At 74.9% G+C, this 21,948-nt stretch carries 24 protein-coding genes; 11 read left to right on the top strand and 13 right to left on the bottom strand.

All coding sequences use genetic code 11. The annotated features are described in order from the left end of the window. Nucleotides 1-72 precede the first annotated feature (72 nt). Complete coding sequence (locus KMZ30_RS08085; protein WP_308279804.1) at nucleotides 73-363, bottom strand: GNAT family N-acetyltransferase; 291 nt, start codon at nucleotides 361-363, stop codon at nucleotides 73-75. 115 nt (nucleotides 364-478) lie between these two features. Between KMZ30_RS08085 and KMZ30_RS08080 the strand changes: the two genes are divergently transcribed. The 5 genes from KMZ30_RS08080 to KMZ30_RS08060 all read left to right on the top strand — a co-directional run bounded on the left by KMZ30_RS08080 (nucleotide 479) and on the right by KMZ30_RS08060 (nucleotide 5,202). Continuing rightward, entirely contained in the window at nucleotides 479-1,708 is a 1,230-nt protein-coding gene (locus KMZ30_RS08080; protein WP_215513503.1) for a GAF domain-containing protein, read from the top strand. A gap of 248 nt (nucleotides 1,709-1,956) precedes the next feature. After that, complete coding sequence (adh, locus tag KMZ30_RS08075) at nucleotides 1,957-3,480, top strand: aldehyde dehydrogenase (protein WP_215513502.1); 1,524 nt, start codon at nucleotides 1,957-1,959, stop codon at nucleotides 3,478-3,480. Between the two features lie 4 nt (nucleotides 3,481-3,484). Continuing rightward, nucleotides 3,485-3,874 (top strand): DUF779 domain-containing protein, encoded by a 390-nt coding sequence (locus KMZ30_RS08070; RefSeq protein ID WP_030527152.1) that lies wholly within the window; start codon nucleotides 3,485-3,487, stop codon nucleotides 3,872-3,874. A 68-nt stretch (nucleotides 3,875-3,942) separates the two neighbouring features. Beyond that, nucleotides 3,943-4,446, top strand: a complete 504-nt coding sequence (locus KMZ30_RS08065; protein ID WP_215513501.1) for an OsmC family protein — start codon at nucleotides 3,943-3,945, stop codon at nucleotides 4,444-4,446. A 45-nt stretch (nucleotides 4,447-4,491) separates the two neighbouring features. Next, on the top strand, nucleotides 4,492-5,202 hold the full coding sequence (locus KMZ30_RS08060) for a DUF2510 domain-containing protein (protein ID WP_215513500.1): 711 nt from the start codon (nucleotides 4,492-4,494) through the stop codon (nucleotides 5,200-5,202). Nucleotides 5,203-5,224: 22 nt separating this feature from the next. Here KMZ30_RS08060 and KMZ30_RS08055 read toward each other — a convergent pair whose 3' ends face one another. The 3 genes from KMZ30_RS08055 to KMZ30_RS08045 all read right to left on the bottom strand — a co-directional run bounded on the left by KMZ30_RS08055 (nucleotide 5,225) and on the right by KMZ30_RS08045 (nucleotide 8,647). Further along, nucleotides 5,225-6,574 carry a serine hydrolase domain-containing protein gene (locus KMZ30_RS08055; protein ID WP_215513499.1) on the bottom strand — a complete coding sequence of 450 codons (1,350 nt, stop codon included), beginning with the start codon at nucleotides 6,572-6,574 and terminating at the stop codon, nucleotides 5,225-5,227. A gap of 66 nt (nucleotides 6,575-6,640) precedes the next feature. Continuing rightward, nucleotides 6,641-7,462 carry a sigma-70 family RNA polymerase sigma factor gene (locus KMZ30_RS08050; RefSeq protein ID WP_215513498.1) on the bottom strand — a complete coding sequence of 274 codons (822 nt, stop codon included), beginning with the start codon at nucleotides 7,460-7,462 and terminating at the stop codon, nucleotides 6,641-6,643. A 255-nt stretch (nucleotides 7,463-7,717) separates the two neighbouring features. After that, complete coding sequence (locus KMZ30_RS08045) at nucleotides 7,718-8,647, bottom strand: NADP-dependent oxidoreductase (RefSeq protein WP_215513497.1); 930 nt, start codon at nucleotides 8,645-8,647, stop codon at nucleotides 7,718-7,720. Between the two features lie 170 nt (nucleotides 8,648-8,817). On the opposite strand from KMZ30_RS08045, the gene KMZ30_RS08040 reads away from it, so the two are divergent. Further along, on the top strand, nucleotides 8,818-9,081 hold the full coding sequence (locus KMZ30_RS08040) for a hypothetical protein (RefSeq protein ID WP_215513496.1): 264 nt from the start codon (nucleotides 8,818-8,820) through the stop codon (nucleotides 9,079-9,081). A 110-nt stretch (nucleotides 9,082-9,191) separates the two neighbouring features. Further along, the gene (locus KMZ30_RS08035) at nucleotides 9,192-10,151 is read left to right on the top strand and encodes a DUF808 domain-containing protein (protein WP_215513495.1); all 960 of its coding nucleotides are present in this window, start codon (nucleotides 9,192-9,194) and stop codon (nucleotides 10,149-10,151) included. A 16-nt stretch (nucleotides 10,152-10,167) separates the two neighbouring features. Here KMZ30_RS08035 and KMZ30_RS08030 read toward each other — a convergent pair whose 3' ends face one another. After that, nucleotides 10,168-10,995, bottom strand: coding sequence for a methyltransferase domain-containing protein (locus KMZ30_RS08030; RefSeq protein ID WP_215513494.1), 828 nt, complete (start codon nucleotides 10,993-10,995; stop codon nucleotides 10,168-10,170). Between the two features lie 176 nt (nucleotides 10,996-11,171). Here KMZ30_RS08030 and KMZ30_RS08025 point away from each other — a divergent pair, with 176 nt between their 5' ends. Continuing rightward, nucleotides 11,172-11,849 carry a winged helix-turn-helix transcriptional regulator gene (locus KMZ30_RS08025; RefSeq protein WP_215513493.1) on the top strand — a complete coding sequence of 226 codons (678 nt, stop codon included), beginning with the start codon at nucleotides 11,172-11,174 and terminating at the stop codon, nucleotides 11,847-11,849. Nucleotides 11,850-11,900: 51 nt separating this feature from the next. Here the strand turns inward: KMZ30_RS08025 and KMZ30_RS08020 are convergent, their stop codons facing one another. Next, entirely contained in the window at nucleotides 11,901-12,890 is a 990-nt protein-coding gene (locus tag KMZ30_RS08020; RefSeq protein WP_215513492.1) for an LLM class F420-dependent oxidoreductase, read from the bottom strand. A 204-nt stretch (nucleotides 12,891-13,094) separates the two neighbouring features. On the opposite strand from KMZ30_RS08020, the gene KMZ30_RS08015 reads away from it, so the two are divergent. Continuing rightward, on the top strand, nucleotides 13,095-13,583 hold the full coding sequence (locus KMZ30_RS08015; RefSeq protein ID WP_215519993.1) for a cupin domain-containing protein: 489 nt from the start codon (nucleotides 13,095-13,097) through the stop codon (nucleotides 13,581-13,583). Between the two features lie 101 nt (nucleotides 13,584-13,684). On the opposite strand, the gene KMZ30_RS08010 is transcribed toward KMZ30_RS08015, so the two are convergent. From KMZ30_RS08010 to KMZ30_RS07995, 4 genes are all read right to left on the bottom strand, one after another. Continuing rightward, nucleotides 13,685-14,329: a TVP38/TMEM64 family protein gene (locus tag KMZ30_RS08010; RefSeq protein WP_215519992.1), complete on the bottom strand. Its 645-nt coding sequence runs from the start codon at nucleotides 14,327-14,329 to the stop codon at nucleotides 13,685-13,687. Nucleotides 14,330-14,395: 66 nt separating this feature from the next. After that, nucleotides 14,396-14,851 (bottom strand): hypothetical protein, encoded by a 456-nt coding sequence (locus KMZ30_RS08005; RefSeq protein ID WP_215513489.1) that lies wholly within the window; start codon nucleotides 14,849-14,851, stop codon nucleotides 14,396-14,398. Further along, nucleotides 14,848-14,997 carry a DUF8730 family Cys-rich protein gene (locus KMZ30_RS08000; protein ID WP_215513488.1) on the bottom strand — a complete coding sequence of 50 codons (150 nt, stop codon included), beginning with the start codon at nucleotides 14,995-14,997 and terminating at the stop codon, nucleotides 14,848-14,850. The genes KMZ30_RS08005 and KMZ30_RS08000 overlap by 4 nt, the downstream gene beginning before the upstream one ends. Before the next feature lie 86 nt (nucleotides 14,998-15,083). Beyond that, entirely contained in the window at nucleotides 15,084-16,517 is a 1,434-nt protein-coding gene (locus KMZ30_RS07995) for an MFS transporter (protein ID WP_242525845.1), read from the bottom strand. A 124-nt stretch (nucleotides 16,518-16,641) separates the two neighbouring features. Here KMZ30_RS07995 and KMZ30_RS07990 point away from each other — a divergent pair, with 124 nt between their 5' ends. Next, complete coding sequence (locus tag KMZ30_RS07990; protein ID WP_215513486.1) at nucleotides 16,642-17,106, top strand: tetratricopeptide repeat protein; 465 nt, start codon at nucleotides 16,642-16,644, stop codon at nucleotides 17,104-17,106. Then, complete coding sequence (locus KMZ30_RS22300) at nucleotides 17,103-18,683, top strand: LLM class flavin-dependent oxidoreductase (RefSeq protein WP_215513485.1); 1,581 nt, start codon at nucleotides 17,103-17,105, stop codon at nucleotides 18,681-18,683. Before KMZ30_RS07990 ends, KMZ30_RS22300 begins: the two co-directional genes overlap by 4 nt. A 12-nt stretch (nucleotides 18,684-18,695) precedes the next feature. Here KMZ30_RS22300 and KMZ30_RS07980 read toward each other — a convergent pair whose 3' ends face one another. The 3 genes from KMZ30_RS07980 to KMZ30_RS07970 all read right to left on the bottom strand — a co-directional run bounded on the left by KMZ30_RS07980 (nucleotide 18,696) and on the right by KMZ30_RS07970 (nucleotide 21,948). Beyond that, on the bottom strand, nucleotides 18,696-20,639 hold the full coding sequence (locus KMZ30_RS07980; protein WP_215513484.1) for a DUF6351 family protein: 1,944 nt from the start codon (nucleotides 20,637-20,639) through the stop codon (nucleotides 18,696-18,698). A gap of 215 nt (nucleotides 20,640-20,854) precedes the next feature. Continuing rightward, on the bottom strand, nucleotides 20,855-21,463 hold the full coding sequence (locus tag KMZ30_RS07975) for a methylated-DNA--[protein]-cysteine S-methyltransferase (RefSeq protein ID WP_215511846.1): 609 nt from the start codon (nucleotides 21,461-21,463) through the stop codon (nucleotides 20,855-20,857). Continuing rightward, nucleotides 21,460-21,948: an RNA polymerase sigma factor gene (locus tag KMZ30_RS07970; protein ID WP_215511847.1), complete on the bottom strand. Its 489-nt coding sequence runs from the start codon at nucleotides 21,946-21,948 to the stop codon at nucleotides 21,460-21,462. The genes KMZ30_RS07975 and KMZ30_RS07970 overlap by 4 nt, the downstream gene beginning before the upstream one ends.

The raw sequence follows: 21,948 nt of genomic DNA, 5'->3' as shown, positions 1-21,948 counted from the left end.
TCCCGCTCCGGACAACGTGTCCGATCGTCCGTCCACCGGCGCCGTCCAACCGTGCCGGGTGAGCCGGGTCGCTCAGGTGCGCTGCTGCACCGTGACCGGGTGGTCCGGGTGGCGGCGCAGCCACTCCGCCGCGAACGGGCAGTCCGGCCGGACCGTCCGGCCGTGGGCGGCGAGGTCGTCGACGGCGGCCCGGACGAGCGCGCTCCCCACGCCGCGGCCCTCGAACTCCGGCCCGACCTCGGTGTGCACGAGCACGACCGCCGAGCCGTCGAGGCTGTTGCGGTAGGCCAGCTGTCCCGCGGCGTGCCCGTCGACCCGGGCCATCCACGCCTTGTCGTCCTTGATCACCTCGACGTCGGACACGTCGCACCACCTCCTGCGCCCCATGCTGGCACCTCCGGGCGGGTGATGCGTCGGTGCGGGGCCACTGTCCGAACGGCCCGTTGCCCGCAGCCCGTCGTCGGGGTGTACTGCGGGGGTGTCGAGCAGCACGGCCCGGCGCGGCGCCGGTGGCCCCGACGGGGTCCGGTCGGTCGTCGCGGAGTCCTGGCTGCGCTCGTCCGCCGCGGGCGTGGACCCCGAGGGCCACCTGCCCCCGGTCGTCCTCGACGGCGGCGACCTCGCCGACTACCGCACCGCGCACGCCCTCTCGCACGTCTTCCCGCTGCTCTACGACGTCCTCGGGCGCGCGGCTGTCGACTGCGACGCGCTCATGGCGGTCGGCGACGCGAGCGGTCACCTGCTCTGGGTCGCCGGCGCCCGGCACGTGCTGCGGCGCGCGGAGGACATCAACTTCGTCGAGGGCTCGGCGTGGAACGAGCACTCCGCCGGCACCAACGCCCCGGGGATGGCCCTGCACCTCGACGGTCCCGCCGTCGTGCGCGCCGGGGAGCACTTCAACCGGCTCGTGCACCCGTGGTCGTGCGCGGCGGCGCCCATCCACGACCCGACGACGAGCGCGGTGCTCGGGGTCGTCGACATCACCGGCGGCCCCGACGTCGCCTCCCCGCAGAGCCTCGCGATGATCCGGGCCGCCGCGCGGATGGCGGAGTCCGAGCTCGGCCGGCTCGCCCTGACCGGGACGCTGCTCGGGGGCGGGGAGCATCCCGGGGCCGGGCTCGGGCCGGGGGTCGTGCGGGTGCGCGGCCTCGGGCTGCCGGAGGCGGTGGTCGAGGTCGACGGGCGCACGCACCGGCTCAGCCGCCGGCACAGCGAGATCGTCGTCGCGCTGACCGAGAACCCGCGCGGCCTGTCGGCGGAGCAGCTCGAGACCGAGGTGTACCCGGGGCGGGTCACGTCGTCGACGCTGCGCGCCGAGATGACCCGGCTGCGGACGCTGCTGGGGCCGGAGGTGATGCTCTCGCGGCCCTACCGTGTGCAGGCGGAGGCCGAGACCGACTGGTCGGGCGTGCTGGCGCACCTCGCGGCCGGGCGGGTGCGCGACGCGCTGCGGGCGTACAAGGGTCCGCTGCTGCCGGGGTCGGAGGCGCCGGCCGTCGTCGAGCTGCGCGAGGTGCTCGAGGCGCGGGTGCGCGCCGCGGTGCTCGCCTCGGGCGAGGCCGATCTCATGGTCGGGTGGACCCGCTCGCGCTGGGGCGCCGGCGACCTCGAGATGTGGGAGCGCCAGCTCGACGCGCTGCCGGCGGCCTCCCCGCTGCGCCCCGTCGCCGAGGCCGAGGTCGCGCGCCTCCTGCGCGACGACGCCTGACCCGGCCCCCGACCCCACCCGCCCCCCGCGCCTCCCCTTTTCGGGGTGACCCCGAAAAGTCCACGGGACAAGGCTTCGGAGCCGGGGTCTCGTGGACGAACCGGGGTGCAGCACCGTGCCGGGGTGACCTCGCCCTGCCGGGGTGGTCCCGCGGTGCCGGGGCGGGCTGCAGCGTTGTTGCAACGTCGCCGCGCCTACGGTCCGTCCAACCCGCACCGGGCACCCCACGATCGAAGGAGATCGAGTCAATGACGACGTACACCCCGCCGGGCCGCGACGGCAGCAGCATCGAGGTCAAGGGCCGCTACGAGAACTACATCGGGGGCCAGTGGGTGCCGCCGGTCAAGGGCAACTACTTCGAGAACATCACCCCCGTGACCGGGCAGGCGTTCACCGAGATCGCCCGCGGCACCGCCGAGGACATCGAGCTCGCCCTCGACGCCGCGCACGGCGCCTCCGCCGCCTGGGGCCGCACGAGCGCGACCGAGCGCTCCAACATCCTCCTGAAGATCGCCGACCGGATGGAGGCCCACCTCGAGGACCTCGCCGTCGCCGAGACCTGGGACAACGGCAAGCCGGTGCGCGAGACCCTCGCCGCCGACATCCCGCTCGCGATCGACCACTTCCGCTACTTCGCGGGCGCCGTTCGTGCACAGGAGGGTTCGATCGGCGAGATCGACGAGTACACCGTGGCGTACCACATCCACGAGCCGCTCGGCGTCGTCGCGCAGATCATCCCCTGGAACTTCCCGATCCTCATGGCGGTCTGGAAGCTCGCCCCCGCGCTCGCGGCCGGCAACTGCGTCGTCCTCAAGCCCGCGGAGCAGACCCCGTGGTCGATCCTCAAGCTCGTCGAGCTCGTCGGCGACCTGCTGCCCGACGGCGTCCTCAACGTCGTCAACGGTTTCGGCGTCGAGGCCGGCAAGCCGCTCGCGTCGAGCCCGCGCATCGCCAAGGTCGCCTTCACCGGCGAGACGACCACCGGCCGCCTGATCATGCAGTACGCGAGCCAGAACCTCATCCCGGTCACGCTCGAGCTCGGCGGCAAGAGCCCGAACATCTTCTTCGAGAACGTCTCCGCGCAGCGGGACTCGTTCTACGACAAGGCCCTCGAGGGCTTCGCGCTCTTCGCGCTCAACCAGGGCGAGGTCTGCACCTGCCCGAGCCGCGCGCTCATCCAGTCCTCGATCTACGACGAGTTCCTCCAGGACGCCGTCGACCGCGTCGGGAAGATCGTCCAGGGCAACCCGCTCGACACCGACACGATGATCGGCGCGCAGGCGAGCAACGACCAGCTCGAGAAGATCCTGTCCTACATCGACATCGGCAAGCAGGAGGGCGCGAAGGTCCTCATCGGCGGCGCGCGGGCCGACCTCGGCGGCGAGCTGTCCGGCGGCTACTACGTCCAGCCGACGGTCTTCGAGGGCGAGAACTCGATGCGCATCTTCCAGGAGGAGATCTTCGGGCCGGTCGTGTCCGTCACCCGCTTCGAGGACGAGGCCGACGCGCTGAAGATCGCCAACGACACCCTCTACGGCCTCGGCGCCGGCGTGTGGAGCCGTGACGGCTCGCAGGCCTACCGGGCCGGTCGTGAGATCCAGGCCGGCCGCGTGTGGACGAACAACTACCACGCGTACCCCGCGCACGCGGCGTTCGGCGGCTACAAGCAGTCGGGCATCGGGCGCGAGACCCACAAGATGATGCTCGAGCACTACCAGCAGACGAAGAACCTCCTCGTCAGCTACAGCCCCGACGCGCTCGGCTTCTTCTGAGCCGATGAGCGTCCCGGCCACCGCGAGCCGGGTCGACGTCACGGGTGGGGCGGCGGAGCTCCTCCGCCGCCTCACCGCGACGCACGGCCCGTTGATGTTCCACCAGTCCGGCGGGTGCTGCGACGGGTCGGCGCCGATGTGCTACCCGGACGGCGACCTCATCATCGGCGACGCCGACGTCCACCTCGGGACGCTCGACGTCGGCCTGGACCGGGCTGTCCCCGTGTGGATCTCGCGGGCGCAGTTCGAGTACTGGCGCTACACGCACCTGACGATCGACGTCGTGCCCGGCCGCGGCGCCGGCTTCTCCCTCGAGGCGCCCGAGGGCGTCCGCTTCGTCATCCGCTCCCGGATGCTCACCGTCGACGAGCTGCATGACCTCGACGACGACTGACCGGCAGGGCCGCGGGACCGTCCGGCCGGGCGGTCCCGTGGCCGGTCCTGGCGTGCTTGGCTGGGGCGATGGACCGCGCCACCCTCCGCCAGATGCAGGCCCCGCTCCGCGAGCGCTACGCCGCCGACCCGTCCGCCGCGCACACGCCGCTGCGGGCCACCGCCGACTTCCGCGACGAGGGAGTCACCTGCACCGTCGACGGGTTCGCGGGACCGGTGCGGGCCGGGCTGCACCGCGCGACCGGCGGTGACGGCACCGACGCGTGCAGCGGCGACATGCTCCTCGAGGCGCTCCTGGCTTGCGCAGGGGTGACGCTGCGCAGCGTCGCGACCGCGATGAACCTCGCGCTGGGCGAGGTACGGGGCGTGGCCGAGAGCTCCTTCGACGCCCGGGGCACCCTCGGCCTGGACCGGGAGGTCCCGGTCGGCATCGGGCCCGTGACCCTCACCTTCACCGTCGCGACGGACGCGGACGACGCCGCCCTCGAGCGCCTGGCGACCTCGACGGAGCGGTACTGCGTCGTCGGGGCGAGCCTCCGCGAGGCCCCCACGGTCGTGGTCCGCCGGGCATAGCCTGTCCCCAGCACGGCGACCCCGCCGCACGAGGAGGACAGCAGGATGAGCGCACCCCCCGGATGGCACCCGCAGCCCGACGGCCGCGACCGCTGGTGGGACGGCCAGCAGTGGACCGACCACTTCCGGGACCCCGTGCAGCCCAGCGCCCCCGACCCGACCGCGGCGTACGGCACGCCGCCGCCGTACACCGGCGACCCGGCCACCGGCTCGTACAGCACGCCGACCTCCTACGGCGCGCCCGGCGGCGCCGAGGGTCAGTGGCCGCCGCCGAAGCAGGGGATGAGCAGCGGCGCCAAGGGCTGCCTCATCGCCGCGGTCGTCGTGGTCGTGCTCGTGGTCGTCGCCGTCGTCGTCGGCGGGATCTTCCTCGCACGCACCGCGAACCGCGTCGCCGACGACATCCGCTCCGCGGTCCCGTCCTCCAGCCTCTTCCCCACGGACCTGCCCGGCGGTGGCGAGCCGGTCGAGGTCTCGGTCGGTGAGGGGTTCGAGCTGGGATCCGCGACCGTCGAGCCCGGCTGGACCCTCGGGAGCCTGGCCGGGGTGGGAGCGACGGTCGACGGCATGACGGTCACGTTCGGCAGCGGTGACGCCGGCCCGGTGCTGTTCTCCATGGACTTCGACAACGGAGCCTCGACGACCTGCACGGCGAGCCCCGCGGACGGGTCCGGCACCGGCGACGTCTCGTGCCTCCCGATGGTCGACGACGCGCCGGACGACGGCGCCCGGGTCACGGTCACACCGCGCTTCTGACGGCGGGGTCACCGCCGCCGGCTCACGACCCGGTGGCGGTGACGACGTCCCGGACGAGCTCGTCGGTGCGCAGGTCGGCGGGGTCGACCTCCGGTGAGAACCCCATCCGGACCACGACGAGGCGCTGCGACGGCACGACGTAGACGCGCTGGCCGTCGTGCCCGCTCATCCAGTAGGCGTCCGCCGGGAGCAGCGGCGTGACGAGGGAGCCGTCGGCCTGACGGTTGACCCACCATCCCGCCGCGTAGCCCTTCTCCTCGCTGCGGTCGACCGGCTCGGCCGTCGTCGAGCGCTCCATCCAGCCCTCCGGCAGGAGGCGCTCGTCCTCCCAGACCCCGTCCTGGAGCGCGAGCTGCCCGAGCACGGCCCAGTCCCGGGGCGTCGCCCACAGGTACGAGCTGCAGACGGGCGTGCCCGCGGCGTCGGTCTCCCAGACCGCCGACGACAGGCCGAGCGGGGCGAAGAGCTCGGTCCGGGGGAAGTCGCGGTCCGGCGTGTCGGCGAGCGAGGACAGCCACGAGCAGACGAGGTTGGTCGAGCCGCTCGAGTACTGCTGGTACGTGCCCGGACGGTGCGCCAGCGGCTGGCTCGCGACGTACTTCGCCATGTCCGGTGCGTCGTAGAGCATCTCGGTGATGGGGGTGCCCAGCGAGTAGGTCTCGTCCCACCGCAGCCCGCTCGTCATCCGCATCAGCTGGTCGACGGTGATGTCGGCGCGCCCGTCGGTCCACTCCGGGCGCAGGTGGTCCTCGTCGAGGTCGAGCTTGCGGTCCAGGACGTAGCGGCCGACGAGCAGGTTCGTCGCGCTCTTGGCCATCGACCAGCCGAGCTGCGGTGTGCCGGGCGTGAACCCGTCGGCGTACCGCTCGGCCACGAGCTCGCCGTTCTTGACGACGACGACGGCGCGCGTGCCCAGCCGCTGCTTGGCCGCCGTCGAGAGGTCGTCGCCGAAGGCCCGTGCCATCGCGCGGCTCAGCTCCTTGTCGGCGCGGGGTGTCTCCGCGCCCTCGAACGGGTTCCCCTCGGGCTCGACCTTCGTCGCGCGGCGCTGGTCGGCCGGCTGCTCGGGCGCGACCGTGCACCCGTACCCCGGCGTGTACCAGGCCTTCTGCTTCGCGAGGACCCAGGCGACGGCGGACCTCGACGACCCACCGGCCTCGTCGACGTAGCCGGTCAGGTAGGGGACGAGGGGGTTGGGCGGCAGGTCGCGCTCGGGGTCCTTGCGCCCGGCGACGAGCTCGACGGCGCAGGCGTTGTGCGCGGCGTAGCCGGTGCCGGTGCGCAGCAGCGGGCGGTACTGGCGGTACCCGAGCACGGCGCCGACGACGACGAGCACGAGCAGGACGGCGAGGATCCGGCGCACGACACGCATGGCGCGACGGTACCGCCCGGGGGGACGCGGTGCGGGGAGGTCGGCCGAGCGGACGGGGTCCGCAGGTCAGGCGGCGGGCAGGGCCTCGAGGCGCAGCCGGAGACGGTCGAGCAGCTGGGTCAGCAGACGCGAGACCTGCATCTGGCTGACGCCGATCGACTCACCGATCTCACGCTGCGTGCGCTCCTCGACGAAGCGCATGCGGATGATGGCCTGCTCGCGCGGGGTGCAGCGGCGGACCTCCTCGCGCAGTGTCGTGGACAGCGCGAGGTCGTCGGCCCAGTCGGCCGACCCGGTCAGCAGGTCGCCGACCCGGCCGCCGCCGGGGAGCGGCGCGTCGAGGGAGTCCGGGGTGAACGCGGATCCGGTGGCGCGGGCGTCGCGGACGTCGACCTCGCTCCGTCCGATGGCCTCGGCCACCTCGCCGGGGGTCGACTCGCGGCCGAGCCGGTGCCGCAGGGCCTCCTCGGCGGCGACGAGCTCGGAGCGCAGCTCCTGGAGGGCACGGGGCGGGCGGACCGCCCAGCCGGCGTCCCGGAAGTGCCGCTTGAGCTCACCACGCACGGACGGCACGGCGTAGGCGACGAAGCCCCGCCCGGCCCCGGGCCGGTAGCGCCGCACGGCGGCGACGAGCGCGGCCCGCGCCACCTGGACGAGGTCGTCCGTCTCGATGCCGCGCCCCGCGTAGCGCAGCGCGAGCGAGTCGGCGAGCGGCAGGGTCTCGGTGACCACCGCGGTCAGGAGCCGGTCGTGCTCGGGGCCGTCCGGTGAGCGGTGGAGCCCGACGAGGAGCGACTCGAGCTTCTCGTCGTGCTCGCGACGCTGCAGGTCGCGGCCGGTGACGTGGCCATGGGTGGGAACCTGCTCGACGGCGACGATCTGGGACATGCCACTACCTCCGGTCCACGACGAAGACCGGTGGCACCTTGCTCGACCACCGCAGACCCCGGTCGGGGTCTGCTCCCGACGCTAGACGGACCTTCGACGCGCGTGGACGCAAGGGTCACGGAAGTTCGACAAAGTCTCGGCAGTGCCGCTCGCGTCACGGCGCGAGTGGGCGCGGACAGCGTTCTCCCGCAACGACTTCGCCCCCTCCCGCGCCGTGGCGGCGGAAGGGGGCGAAGGTTCGACAGCGGGGTGGGCTCAGTCGTCCGACACGTGGATGACGAGCTTGCCCCGGACGTGACCCTCCTGGCTGCGGGCGAAGGCGTCACGCACCTCGTCGAGGCCGTAGCGGCCGGCCACGTCGACGGTCAGGCCGCCGCGGGCCGCGAGGTCGGCGAGCCACTGCAGCTCCTCGCCGTCGGGGCGCACCCACACCCACGAGCCGCCGTGCTCGATGACGGACGGGTCGGCGACCGAGGCGTGCCGGCCGCCCTCACGCAGCACGCCGAGCGTGTCGTCGAGGACCCCGCCGACGAAGTCGGCGACGGCGTCCACACCGTCGGGGGCCAGGGCGCGCACCCGCTGGACGAGGCCGTCGCCGTAGGTCACGGGCTCGACGCCGAGCTCGCGCAGCCGGTCGTGGTTGGACTCCGAGGCGGTCCCGATGACGCGCGCGCCGAGCTCGCGGGCGACCTGCACCGCGAGGAGCCCGACCCCGCCGGCGGCGGCGTGGACGAGCACGGTGTCGCCCTCGCCGACCTCGAGCCTCTTGAGCGTGCGGTACGCGGTCTGGCCGGCGAGTGGGAGGGCGCCCGCGCTGTCCCAGTCCAGGCCGGCCGGCTTCTTCGCCGCCGCGCGCACCGGGACGGTGACCAGCTCGGCGAAGGTGCCGCCGTGGACCCAGTCCTTGCGCGCGTAGGCCAGCACCTCGTCGCCCACGGCCAGCTCGGGGGTGTCCGGCCCGACGGCGCGGACGACGCCGGCGACGTCCCAGCCCGGGACGACGGGGAAGGTGGCCTCCATCATCCCGTCGAGGCCGCCGGACATCAGCTTCCAGTCGACGGGGTTCACCGAGGCGCTGCGCACCTCGACGAGGGCCTCGCCGGGGCCGACCTTGGGGTCGGGGAGGTCGTCGCGGACCTCGAGGACGTCGAGGTCGCCGTAGTGGTCGTAGGTCACTGCTCGCATGGGGGTGTCAGCGTCCGCGACCCCGGGCGGCATTCCCCGCGCGCCGCCGCACCTCGACGGGTCACGCCGCGCGGAAGCTCGTCGATCGGTGTTTGTGCCGGTCACGGGCGGGGTACGGTCGGGTGGCCCCGCCACCGCGGGGAGCACGAACGGACGAGGAGGTCCGGGGGATGACGACCGTTCACGTCGCCGAGGGGGCGACCGGCGCGGGGGACGACCCGCTGCTGGTGGCGCACCTCGCCGAGCTGCGCACCGCGCTCGCCGACCACCCGTTCCCGACCCACCAGGACGACCTCATCGCCTCCTGCCTCGCCCTCGGCACCCCCGCCCGGGTCTGCTGTCGGCTCTCCCTCCTGGACCGCACGCACGAGTACGCCTCGCTCGACGAGGTGCAGGCGGCCATCGTCGCGGCCTGCCCGCCGCCCGGCGCCTGACCGCGGCACGCATCCCGCCCGCGCGGGTCCGGGCCGCGACCGCGACCCACTAGCGTGGCCTCCCACGGGACCCCGGACGGCCGGGGCCACGACCGAGAGGATCCACCCCGATGGCCGGTGGGCTCGTCGCACTGCTCGACGACATCGCCGCGATCGCGAAGCTCGCGGCCGCGTCCGTCGACGACGTGGGAGCCGCCGCCGGGCGGGCCAGCGCCAAGGCCGCCGGCGTCGTCGTCGACGACACCGCCGTCACGCCGCGGTACGTCACGGGGGTCACGCCGGAGCGCGAGCTGCCGATCATCAAGAAGATCGCCATCGGCTCGATCCGCAACAAGCTGCTCATCATCCTGCCGGTCGCCCTGCTGCTCAGCCAGTTCCTCCCGTGGCTGCTCACACCGATCCTCATGCTCGGCGGCACCTACCTCGCGTACGAGGGCGCCGAGAAGATCTGGGAGAAGCTCGCCCACCACGAGGCGCACGCCGAGCCGGTCACCGAGGTCGGGCCCGAGCAGGAGCAGCAGATGGTGTCCGGCGCCATCCGCACCGACCTCATCCTCTCCGCCGAGATCATGGTCATCGCGCTCGACGACGTCGCGTCCGAGTCGTTCCTCACCCGCGCGGCGGTGCTCGTCGTCGTCGCGGTCCTCATCACGGCGCTCGTCTACGGCGTCGTCGGGCTCATCGTCAAGATGGACGACATCGGCCTGCACCTGGCCGGCCGCGAGTCGAGCGGCGCCCGGCGCGTCGGCGAGGGCCTCGTCCGGGCGATGCCCAAGGTCCTCTCGTTCCTCTCGACGCTCGGCATCGTCGCGATGCTCTGGGTCGGCGGCCACATCCTCCTCGTCGGCGCCGACGAGCTCGGGTGGCACGGGCCGTACTCGCTGGTCCACCACGCCGAGGAGGCCGTCCACGACGCCACCGGTGCGCTCGGCGGCCTCCTCGGCTGGCTGACCAACACCCTCGGCTCGGCCGTCGCCGGCGCGGCCGTCGGGGCCGTCGTCGTCGCGGTCGTGCTCGCCGTGCAGCGGGCCCGCGGTGGCGACCAGCAGGACGCCGCGGCGTCGCACTGAGCGCGCTCCCGGCCGCTCAGGCGCGGGTCGCGGTGAGCAGCAGGTACTCCCAGCGCATCCGGCCGTCGGCGTCCGTCCCCTCGCGGGCCACGTCGTCGATGGCGGCCTCGAGGGCGGCCCGCTGCTCGGGGTCGTCCGCGACCGAGCGGTGCACGGCCACCGTCGGCCCGTAGCGCTCGACGAAGAACGTCCGGAACTCCTCCGGGGTCGCGAAGCCGTCGACGACGAGCTCGCGGCGCTCGGCCCGCAGGTCGCGCACGCCGTCGCCGAGCAGGCCCTCGACGTGCTCCTGCCGACCCCACAGCGGCGGCGGCTGGGCCCCGGGCGGCGGGGGCGGCGCCCACGGCCGGATGGCGGCGAGCAGCCGGCCGATGAAGCCCTCGGGCGTCCAGGACAGCAGGGCGAGGCGCCCGCCGGGGCGGCAGACCCGCAGCAGCTCGCCGGCCGAGGCCTCGTGCACCGGGGCGAACATCACGCCGACGCAGGAGAGCACGACGTCGAAGGTCGCGTCCGGGTAGGGCAGGTCCTCGGCGTCGGCGACGTCCCAGAGGACCTCGAGCCCGGCGTCCCGCGACCGCGCGCGCCCGACCTCGACGAGCTCGGGCGTCAGGTCCGACGCGGTGACGTCGGCGCCGGCGCGTGCGGCCGGCAGCGAGGCGTTGCCGGCCCCGGCGGCGACGTCGAGGACGCGCTCGCCCGGCGTGACGGCGGCGGCCTCGACGAGCACCTCGCCGAGGTGCGGGATGACCCGGTCGGCGACGCTCGGGTAGTCCCCGAGCGCCCAGAGGGCGGCGTGGCGCGCCTTGACCTCGGGCGGGGCGGGCGGGGCGTGGTGGACGGTCATGGTGGTCTCCTCTCGTCGGGCGACCAGCGTCGCGCCGCGCGGCAGGGGCCATCCAGTGCGGGATGTGGAGCGCCACCGGTCCACGATCTGTACTGGCGCGCCGGGTCCGGCAGCGGTTCACTGGACGCACCGGCGCCGGCGGCGACCACCTGACCGCCGTCCGGGGGAGGTGTGCGATGGCCTCGACCTACGGCCAGTTCTGCCCCGTCGCCAAGGCGATGGAGGTGCTCGACGAGCGGTGGACGCTGCTCATCGTGCGCGAGCTGCTCTGTGGCAGCACCCACTTCAACGACCTGCGGCGCGGGGTGCCCCGGATGTCGCCGACGCTGCTCTCGAAGCGCCTGCGTCGGCTCGAGCGCGCCGGGGTGGTGGAGCGCCGGGTCGTCGGCGGCCGCACGTCGTACCACCTGACGCGCGGCGGGGAGGAGCTGCGCGGGGTCGTCGAGGCGCTCGGGGCCTGGGGGGTGCGCTGGGTCGGTGACCTCGGCCAGGAGGACCTCGACCCGCACCTGCTCATGTGGGACCTCAAGCGCACGTTGCCCCTCGACCGCTGGCCGCGGGAGCGCACGGTCGTCGCCTTCACCTACACCGACGTCGAGCCGCGCGCCCGGCGCTGGTGGGTCGTCGTCGACGGGGCATCGGTCGACGTGTGCGACGCCGACCCGGGGTTCGAGGTCGATGCGGCGCTCACGACGACGCTGCGCACGATGACCGAGATCTGGCGCGGTGACCGCGCGTGGGAGGAGGCGGTGCGGGGGCGGCTCGTCGCCATCGACGCGCCGGCCGATGTCGTCCGCGCCGTGCCGGGCTGGGTCGGCATCTCCACGCTCGGGGCCGTCCCGCGCCCGGCCTGACGCTGCGGTCGGGCCGGGCGGCGGGCGGCATCCGCCGGGTGGGGCGGGGTGTCAGGACGAGGGGGCGGCGGCGCGCAGCTTCTCGAGGAGCTCGGGGGCGACCTCGTCGAGGAACGGCGTCTGGTGCTCGCCGCCGACCTGGACCAGCGCGATGTCGGTGAAGCCGGCCTCCCAGTAGGGCGCGACGGCCTCGACGATCTTGTCGAGGTCGGGGCCGCACGGGATGGACTCGGCGACGTCCTCCTCGCGGACGAACTGGGTGGCGCCGCTGAAGCCCATCGGGGTCGGCAGGTCGGCGTTGACCTTCCAGCCGCCGGCGAACCAGCGGAACTGCTCGTGGGCGCGGGTGACGGCCGCGGCCTCGTCGCGGTCCCAGCAGATCGGGATCTGGCCGATGGCGCGGGCGCCGGAGCCGATCGTCGAGCCGGCGAGCTCGTTCCACTGCTCGACGAGCTCGGCCTCGGGCTGGACGGCGATGAGGTGGTCGGCGAGCGGGCCGAACTGCTCGATGCCCGCGCGGCCGCTCACCGCCACGCCGATCGGGACGCCCTGCTCGGGCAGGTCCCAGAGGCGGGCGGAGTCGACGTCGAAGTACTCGCCGCGGTAGGTCGTCAGCTCGCCGGTGAAGAGCTCGCGGATGATCTCCATCGCCTCGGCGAGCATGTCCTGGCGCTGGGCGACCGGCGGCCAGCCCTGCCCGATGATGTGCTCGTTGAGGTTCTCGCCGGAGCCGAGGCCGAGGGTGAAGCGGCCGTCGGCGAGGATCTGGAGGGTCGCGGCCTGCTGCGCGACGACCGTCGGGTGGTAGCGCATCGTCGGGCAGGTGACGTACGTCGCGAGGTCGACCGTGCTCGTCGCGTGGGCGACGGCGCCGAGCATCGTCCAGGCGTGCGGGGCGTGCCCCTGCTCGGTCAGCCAGGGCGAGTAGTGGTCGCTGGAGACCAGCAGGTCGAAGCCGGCGGCCTCGGCGCGCACGGCGGCGTCGACGAGCTCCTTGGGGCCGCTCTGCTCGGTCATCAGGGTGAAGCCGAAACGGGTCACGCGTCCTGCTCCTCGGGTCGGGCGGGGGCCGGCGGGTCCGGCCGCTCGCCCGACCTCGTACCCCGCGGCGCCCCGCGCCGAACCTCCCGTTGCCTGCCACCCCCGCGTCCCTCCCGCGAACGCGTGTGAAAACCGTCGGTATGCCGACGTTCTTCACACGCGTTCGCGGTGGTCGGGGGCGTGGATGGCGCCTACCGTCGGGGGATGGGGTACCCACCGCGCCTGTACGACGGGGACGACGGCGAGGTCTCGGCCAGGCTGCACCCGGCCGACCGTCCGCCGGACCTGACCTACCCGAACGGCAACGAGGTGCACTACCTCGCCTCGGGAGCATCGACCGGCGGCCTCTTCGGCCTCTACCGCTGGACCTTCGCGGGGCCGCCGAGCGGGCCGGGGCCGCACTTCCACCGGACGCTCAGCGAGTCCTTCCACGTCCTCGAGGGCGTCGTGCGGATCTTCGACGGGCGCGACTGGGTGCGCGCCGGCGCGGGCGACTTCGTCCACGTGCCGCCGGGCGGCGTCCACGGGTTCCGCAACGAGGACGGCCCGGCGCGGATGCTGCTGCACTTCGCGCCGGGGGCGCCGCGTGAGGGGTACTTCGAGGGCCTCGCCGCGGGCACCGACGGTTGGAGCCGCGAACACTACGACGCCTTCATGGCCGAGCACGACACCATCTGGGTCGACGGCTCCTGACCTCGACCGCCGCCCCTCCATCAGCGAACGCGTGTGAAACCGCCGGGGACCACCGGCGATCTCACACACGTTCGCGAGAGAGGGAGAGAGGGAGGGTCGGGTCAGGGGCGGCGGGGGCCGAGGCGGCGGGCCAGCACCCCGGCGGCGACGAGCAGCAGCACACCGGCGCCACCGGCGAGGAGGATGGTCGTCGCGTCCTGCCCGGCCGAGGCGCCGACGGCGACGTACGCGACCGTCCCCGGCACGACGCCGAGCGCCGTCCCGAGCAGGTAGTCGCGCCGCCCGACCCGGCTCACGCCGGCGCCGTAGTTGACGACCGTGAACGGGACGAGCGGCGTGAGCCGGGCGATGACGACGGCGAGCAGCCCACGCTCGCGCAGCACCCGCCGCACCCGCTCGACCCGGGCTCCCGTGATGCCGTCGACCGCCTCGGCGCCGAGCCGGCCGGCCAGCTCGAAGGTGACCCACGCGCTCGCGACCGCACCGGCCCACGACAGCGCGCTGCCCGCGCCGAGGCCGAAGAGGGCGCCGGCGATGCCGGCGAGGAGGTTCTTCGGGACCGGGACGAGGGTGAGCACGACGTGCAGCACGACGAAGACGAGCGGGCCCCACGCGCCGCTGCCGGCGACGGCACGGCGCACCGTCGCGAGGTCGCCGCCGAGCAGGAGCAGCGCCAGCCCGCCGGCGAGCAGCACCCCGACGACGAGCCCGACGAGGCGCAGGCGGGCGGCGGTCGTGGACGGCATCGCGGTCAGCCTAGGCGTGGGCGGGGACCATCCCGTCGCCGCGAGGACGGGCGGTGCCGGGGGCGCTCAGCGAGCAGGTGCGCAGGTGTCGGCGGTCGCCAGCCGCTGCACGAGGGCGCCGACGCCCAGCACGGCGACCGGCACGAGGGCCCACGTCGTCACGGCGACGCCCGTCATCAGCCAGGCGAGCGCGAGCAGGACGAGCGGGCTCGCGGCGCAGGGGGCGGTGGCGCGGACACGCGTCGGCGGCCACCGGCGGGGCAGGTAGGTGGCCAGCGTGGCGGCGGCCCCGGTCGCGCCGACCCCGAGCAGGGCCCACACGGTCGGCGTCCGCTCGAGGACCTGCGTGGCGGTGTCGAGGAGGAGCCGGAGGAGGGGGGCCAGGAGCAGGAGGGCGGCCAGCGCGCGACCGCGGGTCCACACCCGGGCCGCGGGCGGCGCCGGGGTGAGCGCCGTGAGCGCCTCGACCCGGGGTGGCGACCCCAGGTCGAGGTGCCCTCGGGGCGTGGGTCCGGGGGTCACCGCCGGTCGGCGGCCTGTTCGGCGGGCTCGTCGGCGCAGGTGCAGCGGGCGGGCGGCGGGACGGACGCCATGACCATGTCGGCGTGCATGCCGCAGCCGGCCCAGGTGGTCTTGCCGCAGACGTGGCAGGTGGCGGGGGAGCACATGGGGACCTCCGGGAGGGTCGGGGACGCTGTCGAGCACAGCATGGCAGATACCTAGGGGGGTATCAAGCCGGAGGCGGCGGCCGAGGTCAGGCGAGCCCTGCGGCCCGGGTGCCGGTGGACCGCGAACGGACCGCGACCACCCCGGCGGCGAGCACGACGGCGGTGATCACGCCGAACCCGAGGCGCGGTTCGAGCGGCACGAGGATGCCGATGGTCCCGCCGACGACCCAGAAGGCCTGGAGGATCGTCTCGGACCACGAGAAGACCCGCGCGCGGACGACCTCGGCGACGTCGCGCTGGATGAGGGCGTCGAGGCACAGCTTGGCCAGCTGCCCGAAGACCCCGCCCGCGAGCCCGACGAGGGCGAGCACCCACACCGAGTAGAAGAGCGCCGTGGCGAGGGCGGCGGCCGCCGCGACGACCGCGATGGCCGTGGCCATCACCTCCGGGGCCGGTGTCTCCTTGCGGTTGCCGATGAGCGACCCCACGCCGTTGCCGACGCCCGCGGCCCCGGCGACGACGGCGAGGACGAGCGGGCCGTTCCAGCCGGGGATGGGGTGCTCGCGCATGAGGAAGGTGAGGAACAGGGTGAGGAAGCCGGTGAGCAGGCGCGCGCCCGTCGTCAGCCACAGCACGTAGCGCACGGTGACCGGCAGCGCCCGCAGCCGGCGGGCCCCGCGCTCGGGCGAGCCGATGGGCTCCTCCCCGACCGGCGTGCCGTCGACGTCGAGCTCGCCGAGGCTGGAGTCGACCCTCGCCGGCAGCCGGATGGCCAGGACGGTGGCGGCGACGAAGATCACGAAGGCGACGCGCAGCGACCAGTCGGGCCCGATGCGCGACGCCGCGCCGGCGACCCCGCCGCCGAGGACCATCCCGACGATGCCGGCGATGTTGAGGCGCGAGTTGGCGCTCACGAGACCGATGCCCGCCGGCAGCAGGCGCGGGACGGCGGCGGCGCGCGCCACGGCGTAGGACCGGGACGCGACGAGGCAGCCCAGCGCGGCCGGGAAGAGCCACGGGCTGTCCTCGAGGACGGCCGTCGCCAGCACCCACGCGAGGAAGCCCCGCATCGCGAGGGTCGTGCCGAGCGCCCAGCGGCGGCCGTGGCGGAAGCGGTCGAGCAGCGGCCCGATGAGCGGCGCGAGGAGGAGGAAGGGCGCCATCGTCAGGAGGAGGAAGAGGGCGACCCGGCCGCGGGCCTCGTCCGTCGGCATCGCGAAGACCGTGCCGGCGAGCGAGACGGTGACGGCCGCGTCGCCCGCGACGTTGACGGCGTGCAGCTCGGTGAGCCGCGCGAGGCCGGTGTCGGCGGCGCCGTCGGCCCCCGCGAAGCGCCGGAAGCGCTGCCCGGCGGCGCGGCCCCCGCGACCGACGACCCGTGCGGACGCGGCGCCGCCGCGACCGACCGCCCGCAGGCCCCGGCCACCCCCGCGGCCGACGGCGCGGGCACCGTCGGTGAACCGGCGCGGGCGCGCGGCGCGCGGCTCCTGCTCCGGTGGGGTGGAGGGCGGGACGGTCACGCACCGATCCTGCCTCGTGCCGGGCGGGTCGTGGGGGACCGGGCCGCCGTCGTGTCCGTCCCGTGGGCACCCGCCGGCGCCGCCGCGCCGGAACAGCCGCCGTCGACGTGGCGTTGAGCGACGCATGACCACCTCCGAGACCGGCATGGCCGAGCGCTACCAGAGGGCCCGGGGGCTCTTCGAGCACGGCGAGTACCAGGCCGCCGCGGAGGAGCTCTCGCAGCTCGTCGACACGAGCGCCTACGAGCCGCCGCTGCACGGGACGACCGAGCTGCGGCTGCTCCTCGCGCGCTCCTACTTCCACTCCGCGCAGCTGGGCCGCGCCGAGACCGTGACCCGCGCGATCCTCGTCGACGACCCCGACGAGGCCTACGCGAATCTCCTGCTCGGGCGCACCCTCCAGCGCCAGGGTCGGGCGGCCGAGGCCAAGCCGCACCTCGTGATGGCCGAGCTGCTCGGCGGCTACGGCGACGAGGGCCGGCTGCCCCCGGTCGTCAACGACGAAGGGGTCGGCGGCGTCGTCGACGTCGAGCCCCCGACCGACCGTGCCGACCGCGGCACCGACGAGCCCCGCCCGGACACCCCGTGACCGACTACGGGCACGCGCTCGAGCTCGGGATCTTCCCGACGCCGGATGTCTCCTCGGCCGAGCGCGTGCTCGAGCTCGCGCAGCTCGCCGACGTGCTCGGCCTGGACCTCGTGACCGTCCAGGACCACCCGTACCAGGCGCGCCACCTCGACGCGTGGACCCTCCTGTCGGTCATCGGCGCCCGGACGACCGCGGTGCGGGTCGCGCCGAACGTCGTCAACCTGCCGCTGCGCCCGCCGGCGGTCCTCGCGAAGTCGGTGGCGACGCTCGACGTGCTGACCGGCGGCCGGGTCGAGCTCGGGCTCGGTGCGGGCGCCTTCTGGGACGCCATCGAGGCCGCGGGCGGCACCCGGCTCTCGCCCCGCGAGGCGGTCGACGCGCTCGAGGAGGCGGTCGCGGTGCTGCGCGCGATGTGGTCCGGCGAGGGGACGGTCCGCGTCGACGGCCGGCACCACCGGGTCCACGGCCTCCACGCCGGACCCGCGCCGGCGCACCCGGTCGGCCTCTGGCTCGGCGCGTACAAGCCGCGGATGCTGCGCCTCACCGGACGCGTCGCCGACGGCTGGCTGCCGAGCATGGGCTACGCCGACCCGGACGCACTGGCGGCGATGAACGCGGTCGTCGACGAGGCGGCGCTCGAGGCCGGCCGGGCGCCCGAGGACGTGCGGCGGCTCTACAACGTCTTCCCGGCGCGCTCCGGCGGGAGCAGCGGGCTGCGCGGCCGGCCGTCCGACTGGCCCGAGCAGCTCGCCGCCCTGACGCTCGAGCACGGGATGTCCACCTTCGTCCTCGGCACCGACGACCCCGGGCTGGTGCAGGCGTGGGCGCGGGAGGTCGCGCCGGCGACGCGCGAGCTCGTCGAGGTCGAGCGGGCGCGACGGGCCTCGGGGTCGGTACCGGGGCCGGCCGACTGGCCGGTCGAGGTCCACGACGAGCCGGCTCCCGGCATCGAGACCTCGCGCGGGCAGGCCTCCGCCGCACCGCCGTTCGTGCCGACCCCGGACGACGGCCACCGGCTGACCGGTGAGCTGCCCTGGGACGAGTCGTCGCGCCCGAGGTACCCGGACACCTCCGACTCCTCGGGCTACACCGAGGCGCAGCTGGCCGTGCCGCGCCACCTCGTCGACGTCCACGACCACCTGCGCTCCGAGCTCGCCCAGGTCCGCGACGTCGTCGACCAGGTCGCGCGCGGGATGTTGTCGGTCGGCTCGGCCCGCTCCGCGGTCAACGCGATGACGATGCGTCAGAACCAGTGGACGCTCGGCGCGTACTGCGAGTCGTACTGCCGGGTCGTCACCGGGCACCACACGCTCGAGGACGCCTCGATCTTCCCGCACCTGCGCTGGACCGACCCCGCCGCGGCACCGGTCGTCGCGCGGCTCGAGGAGGAGCACGAGGTCATCCACGACGTCCTCGACGACGTCGACCGCGCACTCGTGGCGCTCGTCGCCGACGAGGACGGGGCGATTGACCGGCTGCGGCACGTCGTCGACGTGCTGACCGACACCCTCCTGTCGCACCTGGCCTACGAGGAGCGCGAGCTGATGCACCCCCTCGCGCGCCACGGCTTCCACTGAGCCCGGAGGGGGTCAGCGGGGGTGGCCGGGGCCGGACGGGTGGCCGACGACCCACCGGCCGGGGGCGGTGAACCGCAGCCACGTGCCGTCCGGGGGCCGCTGGTCGACGCCGCGGCGGTGGTAGTCGCAGACGCCGCCGGCGAAGACCGTCCGCAGCCGCGACCACTGCGCGTCCGACATCTCTGGGTAGGTGGAGCGGACCGGCCGGGTCCGTCGGCAGGTGACGACGTCGCTCGACACCGGCCCCCCGGCGACGATCCGGGGAGAGGCGTACGGCGGGTAGAGCCGGTTGCACCGGGTGTCGCCGCGGTAGACCTGCCGCTCGGCGATCTTCTCGCCGGACGCCGTGAAGCACGCGTCGGTCAGGTCCCTCGGCTTGGAGCGCACGACGCGGGCGTGCTGCGAGCCGGGACGCCGGTCGGCGCGGACGGCGGCGATCCACCGGTCCATCCGGTCGAGCGCCGTCACGAGCACCGGGCTCGAGGGGTCGAACAGGCCGCGGGAGTCGTCCTCGACGAGCATCACCTGGTTGTCGGCGTCGCCGTTGGCCGCGACGAGCCGCGCGCGGGTCGAGAACGACTGGTAGCGCATGTGGATGTCGCCGGTGCCGGCCTCGTCGGTGTAGGCCCGGTAGTCGATGAGCGGCACGTCGCCGAGCCCGTTGCCGCCGTTGAGGAGCCGGCCCGTCCGGTAGGCGTTGGAGCGCGCCACGGGGTCCGCGGACGTGCGCGCCGCCGTGGGGTTCGCGTCGACGTCGAGCCCGCCGACCTCCGCGTTGAGGTCGAGGAACTGGCGGGCGGTGATCGTGCCGTCGCGCCAGGCCCCGAGCCCGTACTGGACGCCGACGTTGTCGCTCGGGACGCGGGCGAAGCCGGTGCGGGGGTCCACGCCGTAGGCGTTGCGGCCGTGGTCCCAGACGGTGCCGCGGGCGCCGCGGGGGTTCGAGACCGCGTCGTAGCGCGCGGCGACGGGGACGCTCGGGTCGAACTCGGCGTCGGGGTCGAGGCGCTTGGCCCCGTCGCTCTGGGCGGCCAGTGCCGCGCGGTCGCCGAACCCGGCCACCGCCTGCTGCTGGGCCGGTGTGAGCGCCTCCGGGTGCGCGGTGACGTAGTTCTGGATGACGCGGGCGTCGAAGAGCATCTGCGAGGTGCCGAAGCCGACGTCGGGGAAGCTGCAGCCCGCGATGACGCCGTCGAGGAGGCCGGGGTAGCTGTCGGCGATCTGGTGGCCCTGGTAGCTGCCGCCGGAGCAGCCCCACCCGATGGTCCACCGCGGGGTGCCGTAGGCGCGGGAGAAGGCACGCTTGGTCTGGGCCATCACCTCGGCCGAGAGCAGGTCGTCGCAGTTCTGGCCGAAGACGTTGAGCGAGGACGAGGCCACCGCGAACCCGCGCGCGAGCATCGGGTCCACGAGGACGCCACCGGTCGAGGTGCCCTGCCGGTACCAGCCACCGCGACAGCCGCCCCCGAAGGTGTAGACGAGGCGGCCGTTCCACCCCGGTGAGCGGTGGCGGGCCGACGGCGTGACCCGGTCGGCGGGGTCGTCGAGCATCGCGAACTCGTGGATGCCCCGGTCGGTCGTGCCGGTCTCGACGCGGACGATGTACGGGACGCGCCGGCCGTCCACGCGGGTCCAGGTGAGGTCGTCGGGGCGGCTGTCGTCGGCGGGAAGGGGGGCGAAGGTGCCGGCCGTCGTCCGGTAGACGTGGTCGACCTCCGACGGCACGGCGCAGTCAGGCGCGACGGACGCCGGGAGGAACGAGCCGTCGGCGGTGCGGAACTCGCTGGTCTCGCAGGCGAAGGGGGTCTCGCGGGGGCCGGCGAACCGGAGCGGGTCGGACCCACCGGGATGCGCCGCGCTCGGGCCTCCGGTGGCCAGCGGGATGACGAGGAGGAGCGGCAGGACGGCGGCGGCCGTCCGGGCGGCCCGGCGGCGAGCGGTGGTGTGGACGGCCATGTGACTATCTCCCCATCGAGGCAACATCGGCGTTAATCCTTGCCACTTCCTACCCCGCTCGGGCCCTCGCGACAACCGGAGCGACCCGGCTCGGGCGACCGCGACCCGGACCCAGAGCCCGACTTCTTGCGAGTTGAGCCGCTCGACACGCCGCTGGGCGGCGTGTCGAGCGGCTCAACTCGCAAGAAGTGCGGAAGGCGTCGCGGGATGGGCGGTCAGGGGGTGGGGTGGGCGGCCTCGAGGGCGAGGAGGTGCTCCTTGGCCGCCGGCCCGCCGGCGTACCCGCCGACCCCGCCGGCCGCCGGCAGCACGCGGTGGCAGGGCAGCGTGACGCACAGCGGGTTGCCGCCGAGGGCGGTGCCGACCGCCCGCGCGGCGCCCGGGTGGTCGACCGCGGCGGCGAGGGCCGCGTACGTCGTCCGCTCGCCGTAGCCGACCCGCGCCGCGAGGCCGGTCAGCACCTCGCGCTGGAAGGGTGACGCGAGGGCGAGGTCGGCCTCGACCTCGACCCGGCGCGTGCGTCCGGCGAGGAAGTCGGCCAGGGCACGGCGCGCGGCGTCCGTCGGGGCGGGAAGGCGCAACACCCGCGGGCTGACGGACGCGGCGAGGCGGGCGAGCCAGCGCTCCTCGGCCGCGTCGTCCGGGGCGAAGGCCGTTGCGAGCACCCGGCCGTCGTCGCGGACGGCGACGAGCATCCGGCCGACCGCGGTGTCGTCGAGGACGTACGAGACGTCGGTCGGGCCCAGGCGGGGCGGTCCGGAGAGCGGCGGGTCGAAGGAGGTGAGGGCGGAGAGGGGAGCAGGAGCGGTGGTGGGGTCGGTCATCGGAGGTCCTCCGGGTCGGTGAGGTCGAGGCGCAGGGCGGCGAGGGCGTCGCTGACGAGCCGCCGGCTCATCCCGGGCGTCGTGTCGAGGGCGGCCGCGACCGCGCGGTGGTCGAGGTCGCCGACGTAGCGCAGGACGACGGCCTCGCGCTGCCGGGGCGGCAGGGCGGCCACCCGGGCCCAGAGCGTGTCGTCGGGGGTGGCCGGCGGGTCGAGGACGGGGGCGTCGGCGAGGACGGCCGGGTCCTCGTGCGGCGTCGTGCGCCGGGCGGCGCGGTGGTGGTCCATCGCGCAGCGGTGCGTGACGGTGAGCAGCCACGAGCGCAGGTTGCGCGCGTGGGTGAGCCGTGGGTAGGCGGCGAGTGCCTGGGTCCAGGCCTGCTGCGCGACGTCGTCGGCGTGCACCGGGCCGACGAGGCCGTGGGCGAGGCGGGCGACGTCGCGCCAGTGCTCGTCGACGAGGTGCTGGAAGGGCGGGAGGCTCAC

It is taken from the genome of Phycicoccus mangrovi (assembly GCF_018729305.1).
Classification (GTDB): Bacteria; Actinomycetota; Actinomycetes; order Actinomycetales; family Dermatophilaceae; genus Phycicoccus; species Phycicoccus jejuensis.
The sequence above is the reverse complement of the archived record's forward strand: the minus strand, read 5'-3'. Positions and strand labels throughout refer to the sequence as shown.

Bases quoted from the DNA above. Each gene is read 5' to 3' on its own strand.
- KMZ30_RS08060 (WP_215513500.1), top strand. From the start codon at position 4,492: ATGAGCGCACCCCCCGGATGGCACCCGCAGCCCGACGGCCGCGACCGC.
- KMZ30_RS08035 (WP_215513495.1), top strand. From the start codon at position 9,192: ATGGCCGGTGGGCTCGTCGCACTGCTCGACGACATCGCCGCGATCGCG.
- KMZ30_RS08070 (WP_030527152.1), top strand. From the start codon at position 3,485: ATGAGCGTCCCGGCCACCGCGAGCCGGGTCGACGTCACGGGTGGGGCG.
- KMZ30_RS08015 (WP_215519993.1), top strand. From the start codon at position 13,095: ATGGGGTACCCACCGCGCCTGTACGACGGGGACGACGGCGAGGTCTCG.
- KMZ30_RS07980 (WP_215513484.1), bottom strand. From the start codon at position 20,639: ATGGCCGTCCACACCACCGCTCGCCGCCGGGCCGCCCGGACGGCCGCC.
- KMZ30_RS08050 (WP_215513498.1), bottom strand. From the start codon at position 7,462: ATGTCCCAGATCGTCGCCGTCGAGCAGGTTCCCACCCATGGCCACGTC.
- KMZ30_RS08030 (WP_215513494.1), bottom strand. From the start codon at position 10,995: ATGACCGTCCACCACGCCCCGCCCGCCCCGCCCGAGGTCAAGGCGCGC.
- adh (WP_215513502.1), top strand. From the start codon at position 1,957: ATGACGACGTACACCCCGCCGGGCCGCGACGGCAGCAGCATCGAGGTC.
- KMZ30_RS07990 (WP_215513486.1), top strand. From the start codon at position 16,642: ATGACCACCTCCGAGACCGGCATGGCCGAGCGCTACCAGAGGGCCCGG.
- KMZ30_RS08065 (WP_215513501.1), top strand. From the start codon at position 3,943: ATGGACCGCGCCACCCTCCGCCAGATGCAGGCCCCGCTCCGCGAGCGC.
- KMZ30_RS08000 (WP_215513488.1), bottom strand. From the start codon at position 14,997: ATGTGCTCCCCCGCCACCTGCCACGTCTGCGGCAAGACCACCTGGGCC.
- KMZ30_RS07975 (WP_215511846.1), bottom strand. From the start codon at position 21,463: ATGACCGACCCCACCACCGCTCCTGCTCCCCTCTCCGCCCTCACCTCC.
- KMZ30_RS08045 (WP_215513497.1), bottom strand. From the start codon at position 8,647: ATGCGAGCAGTGACCTACGACCACTACGGCGACCTCGACGTCCTCGAG.
- KMZ30_RS08010 (WP_215519992.1), bottom strand. From the start codon at position 14,329: ATGCCGTCCACGACCGCCGCCCGCCTGCGCCTCGTCGGGCTCGTCGTC.
- KMZ30_RS08055 (WP_215513499.1), bottom strand. From the start codon at position 6,574: ATGCGTGTCGTGCGCCGGATCCTCGCCGTCCTGCTCGTGCTCGTCGTC.
- KMZ30_RS08040 (WP_215513496.1), top strand. From the start codon at position 8,818: ATGACGACCGTTCACGTCGCCGAGGGGGCGACCGGCGCGGGGGACGAC.
- KMZ30_RS08025 (WP_215513493.1), top strand. From the start codon at position 11,172: ATGGCCTCGACCTACGGCCAGTTCTGCCCCGTCGCCAAGGCGATGGAG.